The 24076-nt window shown below is 38.7% G+C and carries 18 protein-coding genes and 1 tRNA gene; 18 read left to right on the plus strand and 1 reads right to left on the minus strand.

Annotation, left to right across the window (positions count from 1 at the left end):
- The first annotated feature begins 124 nt into the window (after window positions 1-124).
- From E5N72_RS04025 to E5N72_RS04035, 3 genes are all read left to right on the plus strand, one after another.
- Complete coding sequence (locus E5N72_RS04025) at window positions 125-1552, plus strand: NAD-dependent succinate-semialdehyde dehydrogenase (protein ID WP_135923332.1); 1428 nt, start codon at window positions 125-127, stop codon at window positions 1550-1552.
- A 599-nt stretch (window positions 1553-2151) separates the two neighbouring features.
- Window positions 2152-4800, plus strand: a complete 2649-nt coding sequence (locus tag E5N72_RS04030) for a family 20 glycosylhydrolase (RefSeq protein ID WP_135923333.1) — start codon at window positions 2152-2154, stop codon at window positions 4798-4800.
- 1025 nt (window positions 4801-5825) lie between these two features.
- Window positions 5826-7109, plus strand: coding sequence for a sugar MFS transporter (locus E5N72_RS04035; protein WP_135923334.1), 1284 nt, complete (start codon window positions 5826-5828; stop codon window positions 7107-7109).
- A gap of 1035 nt (window positions 7110-8144) precedes the next feature.
- Here E5N72_RS04035 and E5N72_RS04040 read toward each other — a convergent pair.
- A tRNA-His gene (locus E5N72_RS04040) sits at window positions 8145-8220 on the minus strand.
- Window positions 8221-8499: 279 nt separating this feature from the next.
- On the opposite strand from E5N72_RS04040, the gene E5N72_RS04045 reads away from it, so the two are divergent.
- The 15 genes from E5N72_RS04045 (at window position 8500) to E5N72_RS04115 (ending at window position 23860) form a co-directional block, all read left to right on the plus strand.
- Window positions 8500-9318 carry a mechanosensitive ion channel domain-containing protein gene (locus tag E5N72_RS04045; protein ID WP_054563554.1) on the plus strand — a complete coding sequence of 273 codons (819 nt, stop codon included), beginning with the start codon at window positions 8500-8502 and terminating at the stop codon, window positions 9316-9318.
- Between the two features lie 35 nt (window positions 9319-9353).
- A complete protein-coding gene (locus E5N72_RS04050; RefSeq protein WP_135923335.1) occupies window positions 9354-10133 on the plus strand; it encodes a DUF481 domain-containing protein in 780 nt (259 codons plus the stop codon).
- A gap of 105 nt (window positions 10134-10238) precedes the next feature.
- Window positions 10239-12920, plus strand: a complete 2682-nt coding sequence (locus tag E5N72_RS04055) for an SLBB domain-containing protein (protein WP_135923336.1) — start codon at window positions 10239-10241, stop codon at window positions 12918-12920.
- Between the two features lie 14 nt (window positions 12921-12934).
- The gene (locus tag E5N72_RS04060; protein ID WP_240704491.1) at window positions 12935-13969 is read left to right on the plus strand and encodes a nitroreductase family protein; all 1035 of its coding nucleotides are present in this window, start codon (window positions 12935-12937) and stop codon (window positions 13967-13969) included.
- Window positions 13970-14044: 75 nt separating this feature from the next.
- The gene (gene gspG, locus E5N72_RS04065) at window positions 14045-14440 is read left to right on the plus strand and encodes a type II secretion system major pseudopilin GspG (RefSeq protein WP_135923337.1); all 396 of its coding nucleotides are present in this window, start codon (window positions 14045-14047) and stop codon (window positions 14438-14440) included.
- Window positions 14440-16095, plus strand: coding sequence for a GspE/PulE family protein (locus E5N72_RS04070; protein WP_135926223.1), 1656 nt, complete (start codon window positions 14440-14442; stop codon window positions 16093-16095). The genes gspG and E5N72_RS04070 overlap by 1 nt, the downstream gene beginning before the upstream one ends.
- Complete coding sequence (locus E5N72_RS04075) at window positions 16095-17294, plus strand: type II secretion system F family protein (protein ID WP_135923338.1); 1200 nt, start codon at window positions 16095-16097, stop codon at window positions 17292-17294. Before E5N72_RS04070 ends, E5N72_RS04075 begins: the two co-directional genes overlap by 1 nt.
- A complete protein-coding gene (locus tag E5N72_RS04080) occupies window positions 17278-17679 on the plus strand; it encodes a type II secretion system protein (RefSeq protein WP_135923339.1) in 402 nt (133 codons plus the stop codon). Before E5N72_RS04075 ends, E5N72_RS04080 begins: the two co-directional genes overlap by 17 nt.
- On the plus strand, window positions 17672-18079 hold the full coding sequence (locus E5N72_RS04085; protein ID WP_135923340.1) for a prepilin-type N-terminal cleavage/methylation domain-containing protein: 408 nt from the start codon (window positions 17672-17674) through the stop codon (window positions 18077-18079). Before E5N72_RS04080 ends, E5N72_RS04085 begins: the two co-directional genes overlap by 8 nt.
- A complete protein-coding gene (locus E5N72_RS04090) occupies window positions 18073-18777 on the plus strand; it encodes a prepilin-type N-terminal cleavage/methylation domain-containing protein (protein ID WP_135923341.1) in 705 nt (234 codons plus the stop codon). The genes E5N72_RS04085 and E5N72_RS04090 overlap by 7 nt, the downstream gene beginning before the upstream one ends.
- Entirely contained in the window at window positions 18777-19676 is a 900-nt protein-coding gene (locus E5N72_RS04095; protein ID WP_135923342.1) for a type II secretion system protein GspK, read from the plus strand. Before E5N72_RS04090 ends, E5N72_RS04095 begins: the two co-directional genes overlap by 1 nt.
- Window positions 19663-20769, plus strand: a complete 1107-nt coding sequence (locus tag E5N72_RS04100; protein ID WP_135923343.1) for a hypothetical protein — start codon at window positions 19663-19665, stop codon at window positions 20767-20769. Before E5N72_RS04095 ends, E5N72_RS04100 begins: the two co-directional genes overlap by 14 nt.
- Window positions 20759-21322, plus strand: a complete 564-nt coding sequence (locus E5N72_RS04105) for a hypothetical protein (protein ID WP_135923344.1) — start codon at window positions 20759-20761, stop codon at window positions 21320-21322. Before E5N72_RS04100 ends, E5N72_RS04105 begins: the two co-directional genes overlap by 11 nt.
- Window positions 21319-21786 (plus strand): hypothetical protein, encoded by a 468-nt coding sequence (locus tag E5N72_RS04110; protein WP_135923345.1) that lies wholly within the window; start codon window positions 21319-21321, stop codon window positions 21784-21786. The genes E5N72_RS04105 and E5N72_RS04110 overlap by 4 nt, the downstream gene beginning before the upstream one ends.
- Window positions 21779-23860 carry a secretin N-terminal domain-containing protein gene (locus E5N72_RS04115; RefSeq protein WP_135923346.1) on the plus strand — a complete coding sequence of 694 codons (2082 nt, stop codon included), beginning with the start codon at window positions 21779-21781 and terminating at the stop codon, window positions 23858-23860. Before E5N72_RS04110 ends, E5N72_RS04115 begins: the two co-directional genes overlap by 8 nt.
- Window positions 23861-24076: the final 216 nt, after the last annotated feature.

A 24076-nucleotide genomic window follows, 5' to 3' on the forward strand; every position in this document is an offset into this window, starting at 1 on the left:
TTTTAGAGCTTTAAATTGTAAGTCTTATGCCTTAAGTTGCTATTTTTACTCCCTGTAAAGCAGGTGCACGTTCAATTTACTTATCGCTTAAAGCTTGTGACTTAAAGCTGATTTTGGAGGTTCTATGTCTGATTTAGTTTTTTCTGATTCGTTTATCGACGGTGACTTTTATTCTACGAGCCAGCGTTTTAGTGTAGATAACCCTGCAACCGCAGAGGCGATTACTCAGGTCTCTAATATTGATGAAGCAGGGGTTGAACTGGCTATAAAAAGTGCTGACGAGGCATTTAGTAAGCTAAAGCAAACAACAGCAACCGAGCGCAGTGAAACGTTGCGCCGTTGGTACGACTTAGTCATTGAGCACAAGCAACAACTTGCTGAATTGATGACTAAAGAGCAGGGCAAGCCTTTAAAAGAATCCTTGGGTGAAGTTGAATACGGTGCAGGCTTTATTAAATGGTTTAGTGAGGAGGCAAAGCGCAGTTATGGCGACACAATTCCTGCCACTGACAGCAAGCATCGTTTAACAACGATAAAGCAACCCATTGGTGTGGTGGCTGGTATTACACCTTGGAATTTCCCGATTGCTATGATCACTCGTAAAGTGGCACCTGCCTATGCAGCGGGTTGTAGTTTTGTAATTAAACCTTCGGAGCATACGCCATTATGCGCTATTGCCTTAGCCTACCTTGCAGATAAAGCAGGGTTTGTAAAAGGAGCGCTGAACGTAGTGGTCTCTGAAAACGCAAAAATGGTGGGTAAGATCATGACTGAGTCTGAGCGTGTACGTAAGTTCACATTCACTGGCTCAACTGGGGTCGGTAAGCAGTTACTAGCTCAGTGCGCTTCAACAATTAAACAAACGTCTATGGAACTTGGCGGTAATGCCCCATTCATTATTTTTGAAAATGCTGACTTAGATGAAGCGGTTGCTGGCTTAATGGGGGCTAAATTCAGAAACGCAGGGCAAACTTGTGTTGCCGCTAACCGAATTTTTGTTCAGCGCTCAGTGCTTGAAACGGTGCTTGAAAAACTCACTGACAAAGTAGCTGAGTTAAAGGTTGGCAATGGTCTTGATGACGGGGTAGATATCGGCCCATTAATTTACCCTAAAGCAAAAGAAAAAGTGCAAACACTGGTGCAAGATGCAGTTGATAAAGGGGCGTCGTTGATCGGTGATAACAGCGAGCTTGAAGGTAGCTTCCAAGCACCATTAATTTTAACTGATGTTACTCCAGAGATGGATATTTATCATGATGAAGTGTTTGGCCCAGTTGTGAGCATAATCACCTTTGATGACGAGCAAGAAGTACTTCAACTTGCTAACGACGTGCCTTACGGTTTAGCCGCATATTTTTATAGTGAAAACATCAAGCAGGTTTATCGCGTAAGCGAAGCACTTGAATACGGCATGATAGGTATTAACGAAGGTCTTATCTCAAACCCCGTAGCGCCGTTTGGCGGTGTTAAACAGTCAGGTTTAGGTCGAGAAGGCGGTCACCAAGGTCTAGATGAGTACCTAGAAGAGAAGTATCTTTGTGTTAAAATTTAAGCCATCAGACTGATAGCTAAGTCCTTGTGCGCGAAATAAATTTCACGCCTACATTAAAGACAACTATTCGCACAAAGAGGATAAGAGGGCGCTACGCTTTAGAGGAAGTAAAAAAATGATCTTTTGGTTTCCTCGTTCTTTTCTCATTCTCTCCTCTTTGTGCAAAATATATTGAACCACAGAGGGCACAGAGGCGCTGCGCGCTACACAGAGAAACCAGTGATCACATAGATATTATGAGGCGCTACGCTTAATAGAAACATCTCTCTTTCTTTTCCTCTGTGCTCTCTATGGCCTCTGTGGTTAGAAAAAGCTCTTTAATTCACAAAGAGAGTAAGAGGCGCTTCGCTTAAGAGATAAATATTTCTTTGTTTTACTCATTCACTTCTCTTTGTGCAAAAACATTTAAACTACAAACAACACAGTTCCCCTTCAAACTTGCTAGCTTACAGTCTAAAGCTATCAACTCTTTACCTTTATTTTCATAAAATGATAGCGCTGTCATTTTAGTTTTTATATGATAGGAACGAATTATTAACAAAAATGAAAAATAGTACGCAGAAATACCGTACACTCAGGGCATAAACGAGGAGAAAGTAATGGATTTTAAGAAGTCACTATTCGCGGTAATGCTAGCGACTGCGCCTTTAATGGCAAGTGCAGCATTAACTCAATCGCAAGTTGATCAGTTTGCGAAAGGCACCGAACTGCTGTTTTCGGTTGAAGATAACTTTCGTAATAAAGATGCGGGCTTTTTAGGAAAAATTACCCTTAATAATGGCTCTAATGTGGCGTTGCCTGCGGGCGAAAGTGACTGGCAGCTTTATATTCACTCAGTTCGTAAAATCTCAACTGAGCATGTCGCGGGCCTAAATATTGAACATGTTAATGGCGATTTACATCGCATCGTACCAACGAGCTCATTTAAAGGTTTAGCCGCAGGTGAAAGCTTGGAGCTGCCATTTGATGCACAAGTTTGGATTGTTGCTTACAGTGACTTTATGCCACGGGCATTTTTTGTTTCAGGTAAGAATAAACCTGCCGTATTTGCCAACACCGACACTGAAGACTTTAAACAGTTTGTTACGCCATTTACTCGAGAAAACCAGTTACGTCGTTACAATGAACCAAAAGATTTATCGGTTTTAGCAACGGCAAAAGTACGCTACGAACGAAATAACGCTGATAAGGTGTCGGTTAGTAAAGACGATGCCTTAAAGCGTATTATTCCGAAGCCTCGTAAAGTTGAGTTTAATCGTGGTAGCGCAACACTTAATAATAATTGGCAAATCAGTTATCAAGGTCAGCTTAAACACGAAGTTATGGTGTTTATGCAAGACTTACAGGATGACTACGGCATTAGCCTTAAAGCACAGCCTGATCACATCAATATTGGCAAAGACAAAGTTATTCGCTTAAAAGTTGACCCTAAACTCAATAATGCAAAAGCTGAAAGCTATACCCTTGAGATTGACGATGAAGTTATCACCATCATAGGTAGCGATAACGCCGGTGTGTTTTATGCTATGCAAAGCTTATTGAACCTCATTCCTGCCAACAGCCAAGGCAGTGCCAACTTACCGCAGTTAGAACTTGAAGATTCACCGCGCTATGGTTGGCGTGGCATGCACTACGATAATGGTCGTAATTACCATGGCAAAGAGGCAATGTTCAAGCTGGTTGAGCAAATGGCTCGCTATAAAATGAATAAGCTACACTGGCACTTTTCAGAAGATGAAGGTTGGCGACTTGAGATCCCAGGTTTACCTGAACTCACTGACGTTGGCGGTTATCGCTGCTTTGATTTAGAAGAGCGCGAGTGTTTATTGACTCAGCTTGGCACAGGGCCATTTAAATCAGGCTCAGGTAACGGTTATTTGAAACGTGATGAGTTTGTTGAGTTATTAAAGTTTGCGAAAGACCGCCACATTCAAATCATCCCAGAAGTTGAAGGCCCAGGTCATGCGCGGGCCTCAATCAAAGCGATGGAAGCACGTTATCACAACATGTTAGAAGAAGCTCAGAAAGCGGCTAAAAACAATATTAAAACTCGCTCTGCAAATAAAGAAATTCAACACATAGATATGGGGCCGGCAACGCAATACTTGCTTACCGATCCTAAAGATACTTCTGTGTACATGACGGTACAAAACTACAAAGATAACTCGATGAATGTGTGTATGGACTCAACCTACGCATTTTTAGATAAAGTGACTTATGAACTTCAGCAGATGTACCGCGAAGCAGGTGTTCAGTTAAAGAACCTGCATATTGGTGGTGATGAAGTTGGAGCAGGCTCGTGGATAGGTTCGCCAATCTGTCAGGCGTTATTTGCCGATCCAAATAACGGTGTATCTGGCCCAGCTGATTTAAAACCTTACTTCACACAACGTGTTGCAACCTTACTTGAAAAGCGCGGTATTTCTCCGGGTATTTGGGAAGATGGCATCATGTATGACCGTGAAAACCCATTTAAACGAGATGAATTTCCTAATAAAACCTTTACCGTTAATACTTGGGATAACATTTGGGAATGGGGCGTTGCCGATAGAGCATACCGCCTAGCAAATGCTGGTTACCAAGTGGTGTTATCACACGGTACGCATTTGTACTTTGACCACCCATACGAAGCAAGCCCACAAGAGCGTGGTTATTACTGGGCTACTCGTTACACAGATACTAAAAAAGCCTTTAATTACATGCCTGATGACGTGTACGCCAATGCTGATTACACCCGCACTCGTGAGCCAATCGTTAATTTAGAAGCGTTGGTTGGTCGCCCATTACCTAAACTTGAAAAGCCTGAGAATATTCTGGGTATGCAAGGTCAGGTATGGTCAGAAACAATCCGTACTGAAGATCAAGTATTAGCAATGATCTTCCCGCGTATTTTGTCTGTTGCAGAGCGCGCATGGCACAAAGCGGATTGGGAAGGCGAAAGTGTCGATAGTAAAAAACAAGCAAAAGACTGGGCTGAGTTCTCAAGTGCAGTCGGTTTGAAAGAGCTTGATAAGTTAGCCAAAGATGGCATCAATCTGCACTTACCAGTACCGGGCGGCGTGATTGAAGATGGTAAATTATATGCCAACAGCGCATTTGCTTATTTGACTATTGAGTACAGTCTAGATAACGGCCAAAGCTGGCAAACTTACGTTGAGCCAGTAAAGGTTAATAATAATGCAAAAGTTGCGTTACGCACCCGCTTAAACGCACAGCAAACCAGCCGCGTAACAGTTGTTGGTGAGTAATATTTTTGCGATAAATAAATGTGACGCTTACAGAAAAAAGTAGGCGTCATTTTTTGTTTTCCTCATTCTTTTCTCATTCACTTCTCTTTGTGGAAAAAATTATTGAACCACAGAGTGCACAGAGGCGCTGCGCGCTACACAAAGAAAACCAAATGATTACAAAGAGGATAAGAGGGCGCTGCGCTTAAGAGAAAGTAATGTTTTGGCTCTCTCATTCTCTTCTCATTCACTTCTCTTTGTGCAAAAAATTATTGAACCACTGATTGCGCAGAGGCGCTGCGCGCTACACAGAGAAAACCAAATGATCACAAAGAGTATAAGAGAGCGCTACGCTTTAGAGAAAGTAATGTTTAGGTTTACTCATTCTCTTCTCATTCACTTCTCTTTGTGCAAAAAAATTATTGAACCACAAAGTGCACAGAGGTGCTGCGCGCTACACAGAGAAAACCAAATGATCACAAAGAGGAAAAGAGAGCGCTACGCTTAAGAGAAAGTAATGTTTAGGTTTTCTCATTCTCTTCTCGTTATCTTCTCTTTGTGCATATTGTGCAAAAACATATTTGAACCACAGAGAACATTGAGGCGCTACACGCTACACAAAGAAAACCAAATGATCACAAAGAGGATAAGAGAGCGCTGCGCTTAAGAGAAAGTAATGTTTAGGTTTACTCATTCTTTTCTAATTCACTTCTCTTTGTGGAAAAAATTATTGAACCACTGATTGCGCAGAGGCGCTGCACGCTACACAGTGAAAACCAAATGATTACAAAGAGGGTAAGAGGGCGCTACGCTTAAGAGAAAGTAATGTTTTGGCTTTCTCATTATCTTCTCATTATCTTCTCATTCACTTCTCTTTGTGAATAAACCTCCGAGCGAAATAAATTTCATGGCTACGGTATCTAAATAAGTATGTCAGCGCTGTCATTTTTGTTGCGATAGTGTTATAAATATTTAATATCTCTTTTATATAATCATCTGAATGAACAGTATTGCAGAATCGCTGTGTGCTGTGAGTGGGAAATGTTATGTCAGAAACGAATAAACAGAGCAGTATTGTGCCTATGGCGATTGTGGCCACGCTGTTTTTTATACTGGGTTTTGCTACGTGGTTAAATGGCTCATTGATGCCGTTTTTACAGCAAGTTTTGCAGCTTTCACCGTTTCAGGCATCGCTGATTATTTTCTCGTTTTATATCGCCGTGACTTTTACGGCTCTACCTTCAGCAATGATCATCAGAAAGGTAGGCTATAAAAATGGTATGGCGCTAGGTATGGCGACGATGATGGTGGCAGGTTTACTATTTATTCCTGCTGCAAAAACGCAGGTGTTTGCACTATTTTTATTTGCACAGCTTGTGATGGGTGCAGGGCAAACATTGCTACAAACAGCGGTTAATCCATACGTCGTAAGAATTGGCCCAGAAGAATCAGCTGCGGCTCGCGTCAGTATTATGGGTATATTAAATAAAACGGCCGGTGTTGTAGCACCAATCGTGTTTACCGCACTGATACTCAGTGATTTTAAAGGCTTTGTAGGTAAAGAGCTTAGCCAAACTGATATTGATGCTATGGCAAATGGTTTAATATTACCGTATTTAGGGATGGCAATTTTTATTGGTATACTTGGTTTTGCGGTTACTAAAATGCCATTGCCAGAGTTGATCGATGATTCTGATGAACAAAAACCGGGGCAAGTAAAAGAAGCGCTGAGCCATCCAAGTCTTGCATTAGGCATTGTGGCACTTTTTGTTTATGTGGCCGTTGAAGTAATTGCTGGTGATACGATTGGTAGCTTTGCGTTGTCATTAGGTGTTGAAAAATATAGTGTAATGACGTCATACACTATGGGTTGTATGGTGCTAGGTTACTTTTTAGGGGTGTTACTAATCCCACGCGTGTTATCACAGCAAGCAGCGTTGACTATTTCTGCTGTATTAGGTTGTGTGTTAACTCTAGCGATTGTTACTGGTAATAATGAAACTGTATTTATATCAACACTGCTTGGCCTAAAATCGGTACTGCCTGATACACTATTGCTCATTGCTGTGCTAGGCTTTGCTAACGCCATTGTATGGCCTGCAGTTTGGCCGCTAGCATTATCTGGTTTAGGTAAGCTAACTAGTGTAGGCTCAGGTCTACTTATAATGGGCATAGCTGGTGGCGCATTCGGCCCGTTATTTTGGGGCTTGGCAAGTGGCGGCGTAAAAAGTGCAGAAGCACAACAAATGGCTTATATTGTAATGTTGCCTTGTTATTTATTCATACTTTTCTATGCTGTTAAAGGTCACAAGATGAAAAGTTGGAAGTAATTATGGGTTTGAGGTTAGGTGTAAAGTGCACTGCCTTGAACTTTGAAAAGCATTTCTAGTAAATAGAAATAATCCCGTGTGTAATGCCACCGAAAGGTGGCATTTTTTTGTCTGCAGTTTAAGAGCCGCGCTACACAGAGAAACCAAATTATCACAAAGAGATTATGAGACGCTTCGCTTAAGAGAAAGTAATATTCTGGCTTCCTCATTCAGTTCTCTTTGTGCAAAAGAAATATTGAACCACAGAGTACACAGAGGCGCTGCGCTACACAGAGAAAATCAAATTATCACAAAGAGGATAAGAGAGCGCTTCGCTTAAGAGAAAGTAATATTGTGGTTTCCTCATTCACTTCTCTTTGTGCAAAAGAAATATTGAACCACAGAGAACACAGAGGCGCTTCGCGCTACACAGAGAAACCAAATGTTCACAAAGAGAATATGAGACGCTTCGCTTAAGAGAAAGTACTGTTGTGGTTTCCTCATTCTTTTCTCATTCACTTCTCTTTGTGAAAAAGAAATATTGAACCACAGAGAACACAGAGGCGCTGCGCGCTTCACAGAGAAACCAAATGATCACAAAGAGATTATGAGGCGCTTCGCTTAAGAGAAAGTAATATTGTGGCTTCCTCATTCATTTCTCTTTGTGCGTAAATTAATTGGACCACAGAGTACATAGAGGCGCTGCGCGCTACACAGAGAAACCAAATTATCACAAAGAGATTATGAGACGCTTCGCTTAAGAGAAAGTAATATTGTGGTTTCCTCATTCTTTTCTCATTCACTTCTCTTTGTGAAAAAGGTCTTGTGCTCGAAATAAATTTCACGACTTCATCAAACGTAGGCGTCACGCTTGCTTGGCGCGTCTTCCATTCAACACCTATCTGAAGGGGGAGTGTATTGCGATCAAACAACACAGTTCGGCTCAAAACTGACAGCTGACAGCTTTTTGAATTGAAAACAGGTGTTAAAGAAAAATCTTGAAATTCAAAATAAAAAATATTTAAGAAAATATAGGGATTTACTAAGGGGGAGAAGTGGGGCGACTGATGGGGCTTGAACCCACGACAACCGGAATCACAATCCGGGGCTCTACCAACTGAGCTACAGCCGCCACTGAGATACACCTCGTTTGGTGTGGCGCGCATATTACATAATTAAGTTTAGCTTGTGAAGCCCTAAATTGAAAAAAGTAGAAAAAACTTACTTACCTCAGAAAATTCAGAATCGTCACCTTGGTCAGCGGGCGTTCAGTTTTGCAGATTAGACTTGCGTTTTTTGTAATTAGGCAAATACTCATTTCTTAGTTTTGCACGTAATTTAATGATTTTTTAACCAAAGATCATATATAATTTGTACAGCGTTATGCTAAAAATGAACTTCAGGAGAGAACATGGATACAATAATGAACTGGATCAACGAGAATTCAGGTTTAATCATACATTACGCCGTTCAGGCGGTTCTAGCGCTAATCATTTTCTTCATCGGTGGTCGCATCGCTAAATTCTGCGAAGGCTTAACCGAAAAAGCATTTGATAAAAAGAAAGTAGATAAAGCTGTAGGTTCATTTGTTGCTAGCATTGTCTATGCAATTGTATTTGCTGCAACAATCTTAATGGCACTATCTCAATTAGGTATTGAGACAACGTCATTCATTGCTATCTTAGGTGCGGCTGGTCTAGCAGTAGGTTTAGCATTGCAAGGCTCACTGTCTAACTTTGCATCAGGTGTTTTAATCATTTTACTTCGCCCATTCAAATCAGGTGACTATGTAGAAGCTGGCGGTAAAGCTGGCACAGTTAAGAAAATCGAAATTTTCTCTACAGAATTGCGTACACCTGATAACAAAGTAATTATCATGCCTAACTCATCAATTATGGGCAGCCCAATTACCAATTTCTCTCGTGAATCAACTCGTCGTATCGATTTAGTAATCGGTGTTGGTTACGATGCAGACTTAAAAGAAGCAAAAGCGGTTCTTAAATCAGTGTTAGATAAAGAAGAGCGCTTATTAAAAGACCCAGCATACACAGTAGCTGTATCTGAGCTTGCAGATTCAAGCGTAAACTTTGTCGTTCGCCCATGGGTTAACTCAGCTGATTACTGGCCAACGTATTTCGATCTAATGGAAAACATTAAGATCGCATTAGATGATGCCAACATCACCATCCCATTCCCGCAAATGGATGTTCATTTGCATAAAGAAGACTAATAAGTCGAACTTAAAGTAGTAAAGGTTATTTTTTAATGAAATTAAAAGCTTTATCAATTCTAGTTGCAGCCTCAGCTGCAACTAGCGCATTCGCAGCAGATGAAACCAAAACTTGGGATGTAACCAGTGAGTTAGGTGCTATTGTAACAAGCGGTAACACTGAAACAACCACACTAAAAGGTGGTATCAAGGTTTTACATAACCTAGAAAACTGGAATAACGAGTACAAGTTAGACGGTCTTTATAAAGAAGATGAGATCGAAAACGACCAAGGTGTTAAAGAAACACAACGTACTAACGAAAAGTACTCAATCTCTGCACAAGGTAACTATAAGTTAAACGAAAAGCACTCACATTTATTCATCTACGGCTCACACGTATCTGATTACTTTGGTGCATACCGCAACGAGTCAGTTATCTCAGCGGGTTATGGTTTACGTTTAATCGACCGCTCTGACATGTGGCTTAATGCTGAAGTCGGTCCGGGTTATAAGTACTTCCAATACCCCGATGACAGCACTGAAGTTGATGACAACGGTAATTCGCTTGCTGGTGAGCGCGAAGGTGAAGTAATCGCACTAGGTAAAGTTGATTACAACTGGCAAATTTCAGACAGTGCACGTTTTACTCAGTTAGTATCAGTTGAATACGGTGATACCAACACCAAAACACGTTCAGAGTCTGCAATTCTTGCTAAAATCAACGGCTCACTGCAAATGAAAGTGGCATATAACATCACCCACAACTCAGATGTTGCCGATGATAAAGAAAACACAGATACAGAAACGTCATTGACGCTTGTGTATAGTTTCTAATTTTTAAGTTAATAATAAATGGGTAAACTTGTTTACCCATTTTTTTTGCTTATAAAATGATGTAGTATGCCGCGGTTATCTTTATTTTCTTAGAAGGGAAACTTTGTGAAGTTTTTTAGACTTGTAATCGCTCTTTTTATCTCGCTTATATTCATAACTGAGGCTCATTCAGTCACTCCAACTAAGCAACAAATAGAACAATTTAAAAAGCTACCTAAGTCGCAACAAGAAGCGCTCGCTAAGAAATATGGCTTAGATCTTAGTATGTTGGATTCAACAGGTCAAAACGCGAATCAGTTAGAAAATGAAAATACTGATACTGTTTTGTCTCGAGGGATGTTTGACGATAATAAAGATAACAAAGAAATTACAGAAGAAGATAAGTTTAAACCTGAAGAAGATAAGCTTAAACCATTCGGTTATGAACTTTTTTCTGGTGAACCAACCACGTTTGCACCGTCAGAAAGTGCTCTAGTGCCTGATTCTTATATTGTTGGTCCAGGTGATACTTTCTCAGTTAGCTTATTTGGTAAAGAATCTTCTACAGAAGAAGTTGTAATAGACCGTGAAGGCCGCTTAACAATTAATAAACTTAAGCCAGTCACAGTTAGTGGTATGCAATACAGTGATGTAGTTGAACTTATTAAAGCTAAAGTTAAACAAGAGGTTATTGGTACTGAAGCCTTTGTGTCAATGGGCAAAACACGCTCAATCCGTATTATGGTTTTAGGTGAGGCATACAAGCCTGGTGCTTATACTGTTCCTTCATTAGCTTCAATTACCCATGCGTTATTCGTGAGTGGTGGTGTATCAGAGATTGGTTCTCTTCGAAATATACAACTAAAGCGTGCAGGAAAGACAGTAACAACTCTCGACTTATATAACCTGTTGATAAAAGGTGATAGTAGTAATGATGTCATTTTAAAGCCGGGTGATGTTGTGTTTATTCCACCTGTTGGTATGCAGGTGAGCGTTAAAGGTGAGGTACGTAGACCTGCCATTTTTGAGCTTAAAAAAGATGAGTCTAGTCAAGATTTAATAGCTATGGCTGGCGGATTTAATGCCGCTGCATATCCGCAGAAAACAGTTGTAGAGCGCTATACCGGTAATAGCTCGAGAACAGTTCTGCAACTTAACTTATCTAATAAAAATGCGTATAAACCAAATGATGGTGATGTAATTCTTGTTCCATCTTCTAGCCAAGAGCTTGATAACGCTGTGACCCTGCTTGGTGCTGTTGCTCATCCTGGCAATTATGCTTGGCATGAAGGAAAAAAAGTGAGCCAGCTATTTGGTTCACTTAAAACTGATTTATTGCCAATTGCTGATTATGACTATTCTTTAATTGTCCGAGAAATTAATCTTCGTGGTGATATAGAGGTACATCAATTTTCACTTCTAAAAGCGATAAGTGGAGAAGAAGACCTAGAATTAAAACCTCGAGATATTGTGGTTGTATTTAGCCGCTTCCAATCTTTAGAAAATGAAGAAAATGCGCTTACTGGTATGGCGTTAACTCAAGAGCAGTTAAAGCAACAAGAAAAAATCAAGCTTTGGGATGAGTACGAAGAGCGCAAATTCTATGAGTTTATTGATCTTGGTACAGCCTTGGATAGAGAGCTTGCAGAGTCTTTAGTTGAAGAAACTAAGCAGGAAGTGCTATCAATAACTGAGCTGTTGACTAACAAAGAAGAGTTGAAAGAAGATGAATACGCAGTATTTAGCCGTAAAAAGCTATTAAAGCCTATCCTTTCTAAGTTGAATCAGCAAGCTACAAAAGATGGTGGACTTCAAATTATTGGCGTGCGTGGCGAAGTATTCTATGAAGGAGTTTATCCTCGCCCTGTAAATGCTAATGTGGGTGATGCAATTATTGCGGCTGGCGGCTTAAAAGAGTCAGCGTATCTTCAAAATGCAGAAATTACGCGCTATAAAGAAAATTCTGTACTTGAGCACATCGGTGTTGATTTATCCAGCTTAAAAGATAAAAGCTCAATCAGTAAATATGAGTTAAAGAGCAAAGACACGATCAATATCTATCCAATTCCGAATTGGCAGCAAGATCGAAAAATCAACATTATTGGTGAGGTAAAGTTCCCTGGTGTGTACAGTATAGCTAAAGGTGAAACGCTATCTAGTGTTATTGAGCGTGCAGGGGGCTTCACTGAGTTTTCATTCCCTGAAGGTGCTATTTTTACTCGAGAATCTATTCGTTTACAACAGCAGCAGCAATTAAATAAAATATCTGAAGACTTGAGAAGAGATATTGCCTCTAAGAGTTTTAACAGCTCAATAACTGATGCTTCTTTATCATATCAAGATATGAATAGCTTACTTACAGATCTTGCTAAAGTTAAAGCCGTTGGCCGATTAGTTATTGACTTACCTTCGATCGTTAATGGAAAGCGCCGTTTAGAAGTAGAAGATAGTGATGTTTTATATGTTCCTTCTAAGCGTAATAGCATTAATGTTGTCGGTGAGGTTAATTTCTCAGGTTCTCATCTATTTCAAGATGAGCTATCACTTGATGATTATTTAAATCGAAGTGGTGGTCTTAAACAGCGCGCTGATGAAGAGCGTATTTATATCATCAAAGCAAGCGGTTTAATTGAAGTTCCTGATGCAGGCTCTTGGTTTGCAGTTAACAATGACTTCCAGCTGTCACCAGGCGACACAATTGTTGTTCCACTCGATACGGATTACATTGATAATTTGACCCTATGGAGTTCTGCAACACAAATTATGTATCAAATGGGTGTAGCTGTTGCAGCAATAAGCTCACTGTAATTAGTTAGAATTTGATGAAAACAACGGTAATCAAATTATTAAAAAAGGTAATAGAGCAACTTCAAGCTGCTGTATTACCTTTATGTAGTAAATCAGCTATTTTATCTGGACTTTACTTTACCTTTTTCTCACGGGACTTTTTCTATGAGCATCAAGCCATACTGAAAGCGCGTTTAGCGTATAAAAAACAGCAAGGCATGCATGGGAAATCAAGTGCATTATTGCGTAGAAATATTCATCGCTTAGAGAAAGGGTTAATAATGCAACCTAGACGAAATGTTTTTGCCCTTGAATATATAACTGAAACAGTAAGTGCTTATCGTGTCGCATTAAATGCCCAAGAGGTAGAGCTATCGGAGCTACAGTGGGCAAATGATGTTTTAACTGAATACTTTTCTGTTGTGGATAAAAATCACCCTGTGATCGATGAGAGTTATTTACTATTCAGCCAGCTACAAACTTTAGAGTTAACCTCAAAAAAGCCATTTTTTTATCGGCAAAAAGCTCCTCAAAAAGTTAGCTATGAGGATTTTTTAACATTAACAAAATTTCGTACGTCGGTCCGGTGGTTTGAAGCACAAAATGTCGAAATAGAAAAAATAGAAAAAGCATTAGCAGCAGCACTTCAAGCACCGAGTGCGTGCAATAGGCAGCCTTTCGAATTTTACTCTATTACAGAACAACCTTTGCTTAGCAAATTGGCTAATTTACCTGGCGGCACGGCAGGGTTCGCAGACAATATCCCGCATTTAATTGCTGTAGTTGGAGATTTATCTTATTACCCACTTTCACGCGACCGTCATGTTATATATATCGATAGTTCGCTTGCATCAATGCAGTTTATGTTAGCACTTGAAACTTTAGGGTTAAGCAGTTGTCCTATTAACTGGCCTGAATTAATTAATCAAGATAAGGCTGTCGCTAGTTTACTCAACTTACCACAATATAAGCGTGTTGTTATGTTCATTGCTGTAGGTTACCCATCCAATTCAGGAATGATACCTTACTCTGATAAAAAACAAGCTAAAGACATTCTAAAACATGTTTAAGACATATTAATTCGTTATATCGACAGCTTTTTTCCCGCTTGATATACTCGAAAAAGTTAAATTTAAGGAGTTCTCATGAAAAAAAATAAAGGTTTCAGTTTAATGGAACTAATGATAGTTCTTATCATACTTGGGCTGTTAGGTTCACTAGTCGCTCCTAAATTATTTTCAAAGGTAAGTTCATCTAAAGTTAAAACCGCGATTGCTCAAATGCAAATGTTTGAAACAGCAATTGATACATACCGTCTAGATATGGGGACTGTACCTCCATCTCTTCAAGCATTACGAAAAAGTGACTCAGCAAATTGGGATGGACCATATTTGCCAAAAGACATTCCTCTAGACCCGTGGGGTAAAGAGTACATCTATAAGGTGCCTGGTGAAAATGGCTCTCCTTACAGCATTATGAGTTATGGACTTGACGGCCAACCTGGTGGTGAAGGTGAAAACGAGGATGTAGTTCATAAATGATGGAGCTAAGCCAATTACTTGCTGAACAATTTAAAATATCTGCGGCTGATATAGATAAAGCTAAGTCATATCAAAGTCGCTATGATGGCAGGCTAGAACAAATTTTAGTTAATATGGGCTGCTTGACAGAAGAGGACTTAGCACCACTTTACAGCAAGTTATTAGGCTACCCTCTTTTTAATGCTGAAGATTATCCAAATTGGCAACTACCTGAAGACATCAATGTCGAAATACTTCGAGCGTTAAAAGAGCTTGATTGTGTTTTACTCGAGGCCAATGAGGTATGGACTATAGCATGTAAAGATCCATTATCTTTGTCACTTGCACAATTTATACAGCAACATAATGTTGATGTTATTATTTTGGTTGCAACAGAAGCTCAGCTTCAAACTTTCTTTTATGAAATTCAAAGTTCATCAGAGAATAGTGTTGAAGAAGATGAGTTAACAGGTGACGAGGAGGCAAGATTAAGAGAGTTAGCTTCAGAAGCTCCTACGGTTAACCTTTTAAACTCACTGATAACTAAAGCATTAGCTAGAGGTGCTTCTGATATGCATCTTGAGCCGCATCAAGGGCGATTTCGCGTTAGATATCGAATTGATGGGGTCTTACATGAGGTTGATAAGTTAGCTCCAAAAATGCAGCTTCCTATCACAACTCGACTTAAAATACTTTCTGGAATGGACATTGCTGAAAAGCGCCGACCTCAGGATGGAAAAATAGAACTACGCATAGCCAATCAAGAGCTTGATATTCGTGTTTCTGCTTTGCCATTGAACGATGGTGAAAGTATTGTTTTGCGTTTCCTGCTTAAAGACTCGATTCGTTATGATATGTCTGTTCTTGGGCTTTCCAATGATACACAAAGTCTAATTCAGCAAGACTTACGTAAAACAACAGGTGTAATCTTGTTAACTGGGCCTACAGGCTCAGGTAAAACAACAACACTTTATACATTCTTGAATGAGCTTAATCGTCCAGACGTAAAAATCATTACATTAGAAGACCCAGTTGAATATCAGTTAGAGGGGGTTAACCAAGTACAAGTTAATAACGATATCGGTTTTAACTTTGCCGCAGGTTTGCGCTCTATAGTACGACAAGATCCAGATATTATCATGGTGGGTGAGATACGTGATGCAGAAACAGCACGTATCGCTTTGCAGTCGGCACTGACTGGGCATTTAGTATTCAGTACTGTGCATACAAATGATGCTGCAAGTGCTTATACGCGTTTACTTGACTTAGGTGTCGAAGAATTTTTACTAAATGCGGCTCTAGTTTCTGTTGTCGCGCAACGTTTGGCTAGACGTTTATGCCAACACTGTGCTGAGCCCTTAGAAGATACTAGCGAATTGCTTTCTCAGTATCCATTAGAGCAGGTAGCTAAAAACGCAGCAATTAGTGAACTAAATATTAAACAGGCTGTAGGCTGTGAGCATTGCAATCATACTGGGTTCAAAGGCCGAATCGCTATAAATGAATATCTTCGTTGTGATGATGAAATTAAGCAATTACCTAAAAACGATCAATTTATATCTCGTGCGCAAGCCCATAATGCACAGCTAAAGCGACGTAATTTAATGCAAGATGGTTTGTATAAAGTAATTACTGGCGTAACCACTATTGATGAAGTTCTACGAGTAGCTGGCTAATGGAGTTTGAATATAAAGCGATTGATAATCAAGGCACGCGTCATCAAGGTGTTGTTAGTGCAACTAACCAAGCAGATGCACAAAAAAAGCTCTTAACAGAAGGGCTCAATGCATTATCGATTAAGCCCATTGATAATACAAAAAGTATTAGCAGTCTGTTCTCGCAAAAAGTAACCCTTGATCAACTCGAGTTTTTTACGAGTGAGCTAGCTCTACTTTTAGAAAGTGGAATTCGCGTAGATCGCGGAATTGATATTATTAAAAAAGCAAATGGTCATCCTGCGTTGACACGTTTGTTAAGCCAAATTTCTGCATCTTTAAAAAAAGGTGCTTCGTTAAGCGAAGCGTTCTCACAGCATGAGCAGCTGTTTGGTCCTTTGTATATTAGCCTACTTAAAATAGGTGAAACGTCAGGAAATCTACCAGAAGTTTTACAGCGCTTATCAAACGACTTAAAGTTTCAAAAAGATTTGCGTTCTCAAATAAGCACCGCATTAACTTATCCTAGCGTTATATTCTTTGTTTGTATCATGGCGGTTTATTTTGTGCTTACATTCATTGTCCCCAAAATGTCAGGTATTTTTACTGACCTTAGCCAAGCTCCCTGGTACACACAAATGATTATTAATGTCAGTAATTTTTTTGTGGATTATCAAGTGATTATTATCAGTGGGATTGTTGCGGCAATTACAGGTTTGACATATGGCTTAAAGCAACCTGAAGTGAAAAACTGGTTTTATGTCAAAGTATCGCATTTACCAGGTATCGGAAGTGTAATTTTAACGGCTGAGCGTATCCGTTTTTCCCAATCAATGGCAATGATGTTAGAAGCTGGTTTACAGCTAGATACAACACTGGAGTTGACAGCCAACACTTTAAAACATCCAGAATTAAAACGAGATGCCAAACTAGCACTTAAGCAGCTAAAAACCGGTAAACAGTTGAGTCATGTGTTAGAAAAAACACGCATATTTCCAGACTTTTTTCTATCGATAATCAAAGTTGGCGAAGAAACAGGGCGTTTACCAAGAGTTTTTTCAGAAGTTGCTCAGCGTAGTAAATCTGAATTGGAAGGAATTATTAAAAAGCTGACCACTATGCTAGAACCTATAATGCTTATTTTTATGGGTGGTTTTGTTGGTGGTATCGTAATCACTATGTTGATGAGTATGGTATCAATTAATGATGTCCCCTTTTAAAATCAAAGGATTCTCTCTCATTGAGCTAATGGTCGTTATGGCAATAATGGCTGTTTTAATGGGGTTGACGGGCGGTGTTATTGTTAAGAATGTTGCTCAACAGACTCGTTTAGTTGAGCTTGAAAAAACCCAAAATTACTTCAAAATGCTGAGTTATAAGGCATATTATGGCGGCTATCCTATAAAGGTTGATCTTGATGGCAGCATGTTCAAAATCAGTATTGCCGATCAAGTCACGAATCTTGAATTTGAAGAACTTGAGTTTGAAAAGTCAAGTTATACCATAAACACAAAATCAGCCATTATGCCGAACTCCTTCACTGTAAAGTGGAATGAAACTAGTCGTGAATTTCCAATAAATACAATGTTCAAGCCTTATGAATAAAAATAAAGGGTTTACGCTGCTTGAAGTATTAATCGCGGCGATTATTTTGTTTACAGCATTAGCTTTAGCGAGTGAAATTTTTAAAAGTGCTACATTATCAACTGATATTGCAGTTAAAAATGCCAAGTACTTCCAAATCACCCCTTCAGCTATCACTGCTATAAAATTCGATCTGCGAAGTAAAGTAAAAAATCGCGACATACCAGAAGCAGATGGTGAATTGGAGTTATTTGGTATTTATTACTCTTGGCAAGCAAATCGAGAAACTTTTAATAGCCCGCCGACAGATGAGTTATCTGATTTTTCAGAGCGAAACCGTTTCTCAATTTATAATGTAGATATACTTGCTAAAAGTGCAGGCCGAGAAAGAGAGTTCTCTTTTAAGGTTGCAACATGGTGAGAATACAAAGTAAACAAACTGGCTTTACATTAATCGAGCTTTTGTTAGCTACAAGTGTATTGATGCTAGTGTTATATGCAGGATATTTTGGCTATGGTTTGTACACTCAAAAATGGCAGACAAGAACCAACTACTTTTGGCAGCAAAGCCAACAAGCACTTGCATTCGATGCAATTACTCGAGTCTTTGAATCAGCAAGCACATACGTTGTTGAATCGGATAAAAACGAGCCTGCACAATATTTTTCAGGTGACAAAGAAAGAGTCATATTTATAAGCACTTCACCTTTATTTAACCATGAAGCTTCTGTCGTAGAATTTAAGATACTACAAAATGATGGAGTTTATTCACTCGTATATAATGAGGCTTCAATGAGAAATAACTTACTGTTGAAACAATCTGATGTTATTGAGTGGGAACATCAAGTTACGTTGCTTGAGAACTTAAAAAGAATCTCTTTTGTTTATTATGGGTGGTCTGGCTTAGATGAGGTTTCTAGAAACTACAAAGAAGATAATGTAAATAGTCAAACTAAGCCACAGCTTTATGCCAAACATGTTATGGAAGATATTCGTATATTACCAATTAGCTTAACACTCGAAATAGAAGGGCATGAGGGAGAGCGAAGTCATTTTCCTGTAGCTCTACCAGAAGAAGCTTTCTCTGTTCTGATCGATTACTTAAGGTTAGAAATATAATGCAGTTCCAAAGAGGTATTGCTCTGGTGCAGGTACTGATAATTACTCTTGTCCTAAGTACCCTTGGGTTATATATAATAAAGTCCTCGAGAGAACAGGTCGCCACAACGTTCGAAATTAAGGAAGCGTTGTCTTTGCGTATAAAAATTGAAAATACCGAGGCTCGAGTTATTAATGCGCTATTAAGTCAGTTTCGGATTCAAAACGTAACAAATGAATCTGACATCGCCAAAAACTGGAATTTTTATAATAAACCTTTTGAAGTAGAGGGGGTTTCAGTCCAACTTCAAGACTTAAACGGCTTAATTAGCTTGAATGTTGCAGATTTACAACTACTTAAAGATGTTCTGATGAAGTTAAATGTTTCGCCATCTGAGAGTGATATATTTATTGATTCGCTAGCTGATTGGAAAGATGAAAATGACCTTAAAAGATTGAATGGAGCTGAAAGGGCATATTATGAATCGCAAGATATGCCAGGTCCTAGGAATGGTTACTTGCAATCATTGGCTGAAGTTAGTCACATTAGAAATAGCGATATATTAACCCCTCAGCAATGGAGTGAGTATTTTACCGTTGAACATATCACAGGCTTTAACCCGGCAAACGCTCCGGAGCCAATTTTGCAGGCATTTATTAAAAATGATACAACGGTAGCTAATTTAGTTGGACTGCGCGATAATGCAGGATTAAATGGTAATACCTTTTACAGGGAATCAGGCATTGAGCCTGACGAGTTTATTAACTTTCTCCCTGGCGATAGTGTAAAAGTTACTCTAACAGCAAAAAAATCTAATCAACGAGTGTCAAAAAGCTTTACGGCGAAAATAAGAACGCGTTCTTTAACTCGCCCTATTGTTATTACTAATGTTATCTGGAATCAAAATGAAGTTGAGTGAGTTACTTCAAAACGTTAAAAATAAAAAATGGTTGCTCAATAGCATTGCTTACTACCACGAAAATTTATTTTTACTGGCAGCAAGTGAATTCAAGGTAACTGACAAAAGTAAAAAAGTAATCATAGTCTCTCGCCGTAATTATAACGAAAAATGGCAGACTTACCCTTCAGTAAGCTTAAAAGAGTTGAAAGACATTTTAAAGCTTCAAAAAGAGACTTCGAATAGCCTTATAATTGAAAGCTTTTCTAAAAATGAACAGCAAGAGGGCTACGATGTAAAGACGATTACTTTTTCAGAAAAGCTTACCGATGAGTTTTCTAAGCATATACTCATCCCCGAGACTGAATTAATTAATCACTACTATAAAGATCAAAAGGTTGTTATCGAAGCACAGACGCCTGCCGGTAATCTATTTTATAGTAAAGTGGAAGGTAAAACGAAAAGTGCATACAAACAAGGTTTAGTATCATCATTAGAATCGTTCTGCTTAAGTATTGGCGTACATAGTGATGTAGCTAAGGTATCGCTTACACAGGACGATTATGCATCTTTGTTAAATGAAGCTATTTTGAATACACCTTTCTTAAGCCTTTATAAAACTGCTGCTTTTGATTTTAAATCGAGCGTAGATTACAAGCTCTTACATAGTCTTTATTATGGGCCGTTAATTTCTGCAGGGATATTCATTGCAGGAGTAAATGCCTTTTATATGTATAAAGCTAACTCTCTAGAAACAACACTATTAAGCTATCAAGGCGGGGTCTCTGAGCTTCTGGAGCAAAAGCAAAAAATTGATCTAGATAAACTATATGTTGAACAGGTATTACAAGAGTTTGAACTCTACCCTAATGTTCATAGCCATTGGGATATTGCATATAAAGCGATTTCAGAAGGAATGGACATACAAGAGTTTTCTGGTTCTAAATCGAATGTTACACTCAGGGGTTTTGCAGATTCAGCTTCAAGTATTCTTGCGGTCATAAGTGAGTTGCCAATGGTTGAAAGTGCCCAATTTAGTGGTCCCGTCAGGAAATCAGGCAAGAGAGATTACTTTATCATGGAGCTAAAGGTAGTGGGTGAAAATGAAAAGTAACCTTTTAAAATATAAAAATTATCTTTTTGTCTTGTCGGCTTTGATTGTTGCAAATTTTGTATTGGATCCTATGTGGAAAAATATTGAAACGTTGCAGCAAAAAGTTTATTTGGATGAATCCAAAGTAGTTAAGGTTGAAAATTTAATAGCTAATAAAAAGCAAATAGAAAAACAAAGTGGTTTATTATCTATTAATAAGTTGAAGTTACAGCCGTATCTATTTACTGCAAGTACAGAGTCCGAGTTCAAATTAACAGCTCAAGGAAAAATAGAAAAACTGTTGCAAACCAATAATTGCAATGTTGAGCGAATAGGTTGGGCGGGTAAAAGTAATATTGAACAACAATTAGTACGCTGGACATTAGAAGCCAGATTTAGAGGTAATCCGGAATGCGTATTGAATGTATCTAGACAATTAGAAAGTTTAGAGCCAATGGTTAAAATTGCTGATTATTCCTATGCAGGTAAAGAAGTATCAGGTGATAAACAAAATTATATGGTTGTCGCTCTTACTTTGATAATGTGGCAAAACGCAAATGAGGTTGCATTATGAAGTGGCTCATAGCGTTTTTATCTGCTTTAACAGTTGTTGTTCTTTTAAATTCATTAGATATGCCTGAGGATGTGGCTTCTGGGAAAGGTAATGAACTAAAAGAAGTTGGTAAAATTAATTTACGTAATAAACAACCTGAATTAGAAGTAGAAAAACAGTGGTTAAAAAAAGAAATTGAAAAACCTAAAGTAGAAGAAAAGGTAAGTGCACCACAGGAGAAAAAAACAGCATTTCCTGTTTTAGAAATAGAAGGGCAGAAGTACCAACTACTGGGTATATTTAAGCAAAAAATGAAACCTTTTGTGTTGTTGAAAAATACTGAAAATAACTTGGTTAAATTACAAGTTGGAGATGAGCTTACTAAAGGTATTTTCTTAGAGAAAGTTACCGCATCAGCGATAATCATCAAAAAAGGTAGCGACACAATTAAATTTAAACTTTTTGAACGTAGTGACAATGGCTAATAAACTTTACAATTTAACCCTTTCAACCTGCTTGGTGTTAGGGGCGACAAGCTGTGCATCGCTTGTAGATCCAAATTCAAGTGTTGAAACAGAAAAAGTAACTGTTTCAGAATCTTACCTTGATTTACCGCAGGGTGAACAACGTGAAGAGGCTGTTGAATTAGAGCAAGCAGAGCAGGTAAACGGTAAAACTGAGCGATTGAATCGACTATCAGATTCAAGACAGGCAACAACATTAGAAATCGATTTATCAAAGTCTTTTTCTCAAAACCCTCAGTTTCAAGTGTCTGTGAATGCATTGCCACTTAATGACTTTATTCATTATGTATTCGGAGAATTGCTTGATACATCCTATATTTTAGAAGCGAGTGTAAAAAGCAACACTACACCTGTAACTTTAGATTTAAAAGAACAGTTAAGCGCTAAAAAATTATTTTTACTAGTTCAGCAAATTTTGTCACAGAACAATGTCAGTATTGTTAAAAATGACGGGATTTTTTATCTACATACTAACAACGCAAATACTAGAATAGATAAGGCATTTGGGTTTGGTCGTAATGAAGAAGCGGTACCAAATGTATCAGGTCAAATAGTTCAACTTGTACCAATTCAGTATGGTATGCAACCTGGTCTGCGTAATATTATGAGCCAACTTGTCGATACCAATAATACCTATGATGCGTCGCAAGCATTATTAACGATTGAAGGCAAAAGAGAACAAGTACTCAGAGCGCTTTCGTTAGTCTCTCTTTTAGATAGCCCTGCAATTTATAATAAAGCAACAGCTCTTATTGGATTTGATTATTTGAGCTCGGAAACTTTCATCAAAAAAGTTACCGAAATACTCAAAGAAGAAGGAATTACAGTTGCTGATGGTGGCCCATATGCAGCGAGTGTGAAGTTTGTTCCTTTAGAGCACTTGGGTAAAGTGGTGGTTTTTGCTAGCAGTGATGAAATTATTGACCGCGTAGCGTTTTGGCGCAAAGAGCTTGATAAACCTGCTGCTGGTGCTGAACAAAGCTTTTACATCTATCATCCTAAATATGCGCGCGCCTCGGATTTAGGGGCAAGTTTAGCTCCTCTTGTTGGTGGTAGCCTTTCTGGTGGAAGTAATCGTTCAAAACAAACTACAAATGAACGAACTTCTTCAGCGAGTACGCGCAATACTGATTCTCAATCACAAAGTGGTAATGAAGTACAGACAGTTGAAGGCGACAACATGCGCCTAGTGGTTGATGAAAGAGCAAATGCACTGATTTTTTACTCTACAGGTCAATATTATCAAGAGCTGCAACCTATTATTAGACAGCTTGATATCATGCCTAAACAGGTCATGATGGAAGTCGTTATTGCTGAAGTTAAATTAACGGGTAGCTTCTCTAAAGGGGTTCAGTATGCAATTCAAAATGGACCATCTACAGGACGTAATGAAAATATTAGTTTCAATACTGAAGGAAAAGGCGGGTTTAGCTACTCAGTAGTTGGGCTTCCGGGTAATATAAGTCTTAACTTGTCTCAAACAGATGGATTAGTAAATGTATTGTCTCGCCCTACATTATTGGTGCGTGATGGCGTTTCAGCCAATATCAATGTAGGTGACGATATACCTACCATTGGAAGTACCACTGATGATCCACTGGATGGAACTGGAAGACAAACAACTACAATTGAGTATCGCCAAACAGGTGTTAATTTAACAGTAACGCCGACTATTAATGCCCAAGGTACTGTTATAATGACTATTGATCAGAGTATTTCAAATATTTCTGATACAGATGGCTCAAGCAGCACCCCAGCATTTTTTGAGCGTACATTAAAAACGGAAGTAGTAGCCGGTAATGGGCAGACAGTGATGCTAGGTGGTTTGATCAGCGAAACTAAATCTAACGGGGCTTCATCTGTGCCATTTTTTGGTACTATTCCAGTGTTAGGGCACCTATTTAGAACGGATAGTAGCTCAGCTGATAAAACAGAATTAGTGATTTTAGTTACGCCAAAAATAGTACAAAACACCGAAGACTGGCAGCGTGTTAAAGAAAGCTTTATTAAAGGTCTAGAAAATCTTAAGTTTTAATGTTTTTTTTAACAAATAATTACTTGAAAAATGACCAGTTAAACGATAATTTAGCTATGTTCAGTGAAAGTTAACTTACGTATTCAAAAAAGCGGTAATAAAACTATAACTGTACGTGCTTTAACGGGTTTACTTAAAACTTCTTAAGTAACTTTTGTCATAAAAATGTTGGTATTGCATGTTACGATACTCAGAAGCTTAAAAACTGAGTCATCA

Source organism: Pseudoalteromonas sp. MEBiC 03607 (genome assembly GCF_004792295.1).
Lineage (GTDB): Bacteria > Pseudomonadota > Gammaproteobacteria > Enterobacterales > Alteromonadaceae > Pseudoalteromonas > Pseudoalteromonas lipolytica_C.

What these genes read in the sequence shown, in the direction of transcription:
- E5N72_RS04025 (WP_135923332.1), top strand. Translation starts at nt 125, where the DNA reads ATGTCTGATTTAGTTTTTTCTGATTCGTTTATCGACGGTGACTTTTAT.
- E5N72_RS04030 (WP_135923333.1), top strand. Translation starts at nt 2,152, where the DNA reads ATGGATTTTAAGAAGTCACTATTCGCGGTAATGCTAGCGACTGCGCCT.
- E5N72_RS04035 (WP_135923334.1), top strand. Translation starts at nt 5,826, where the DNA reads ATGTCAGAAACGAATAAACAGAGCAGTATTGTGCCTATGGCGATTGTG.
- E5N72_RS04045 (WP_054563554.1), top strand. Translation starts at nt 8,500, where the DNA reads ATGGATACAATAATGAACTGGATCAACGAGAATTCAGGTTTAATCATA.
- E5N72_RS04050 (WP_135923335.1), top strand. Translation starts at nt 9,354, where the DNA reads ATGAAATTAAAAGCTTTATCAATTCTAGTTGCAGCCTCAGCTGCAACT.
- E5N72_RS04060 (WP_240704491.1), top strand. Translation starts at nt 12,935, where the DNA reads ATGAAAACAACGGTAATCAAATTATTAAAAAAGGTAATAGAGCAACTT.
- gspG (WP_135923337.1), top strand. Translation starts at nt 14,045, where the DNA reads ATGAAAAAAAATAAAGGTTTCAGTTTAATGGAACTAATGATAGTTCTT.
- E5N72_RS04070 (WP_135926223.1), top strand. Translation starts at nt 14,440, where the DNA reads ATGGAGCTAAGCCAATTACTTGCTGAACAATTTAAAATATCTGCGGCT.
- E5N72_RS04075 (WP_135923338.1), top strand. Translation starts at nt 16,095, where the DNA reads ATGGAGTTTGAATATAAAGCGATTGATAATCAAGGCACGCGTCATCAA.
- E5N72_RS04080 (WP_135923339.1), top strand. Translation starts at nt 17,278, where the DNA reads ATGATGTCCCCTTTTAAAATCAAAGGATTCTCTCTCATTGAGCTAATG.
- E5N72_RS04085 (WP_135923340.1), top strand. Translation starts at nt 17,672, where the DNA reads ATGAATAAAAATAAAGGGTTTACGCTGCTTGAAGTATTAATCGCGGCG.
- E5N72_RS04090 (WP_135923341.1), top strand. Translation starts at nt 18,073, where the DNA reads ATGGTGAGAATACAAAGTAAACAAACTGGCTTTACATTAATCGAGCTT.
- E5N72_RS04095 (WP_135923342.1), top strand. Translation starts at nt 18,777, where the DNA reads ATGCAGTTCCAAAGAGGTATTGCTCTGGTGCAGGTACTGATAATTACT.
- E5N72_RS04100 (WP_135923343.1), top strand. Translation starts at nt 19,663, where the DNA reads ATGAAGTTGAGTGAGTTACTTCAAAACGTTAAAAATAAAAAATGGTTG.
- E5N72_RS04105 (WP_135923344.1), top strand. Translation starts at nt 20,759, where the DNA reads ATGAAAAGTAACCTTTTAAAATATAAAAATTATCTTTTTGTCTTGTCG.
- E5N72_RS04110 (WP_135923345.1), top strand. Translation starts at nt 21,319, where the DNA reads ATGAAGTGGCTCATAGCGTTTTTATCTGCTTTAACAGTTGTTGTTCTT.
- E5N72_RS04115 (WP_135923346.1), top strand. Translation starts at nt 21,779, where the DNA reads ATGGCTAATAAACTTTACAATTTAACCCTTTCAACCTGCTTGGTGTTA.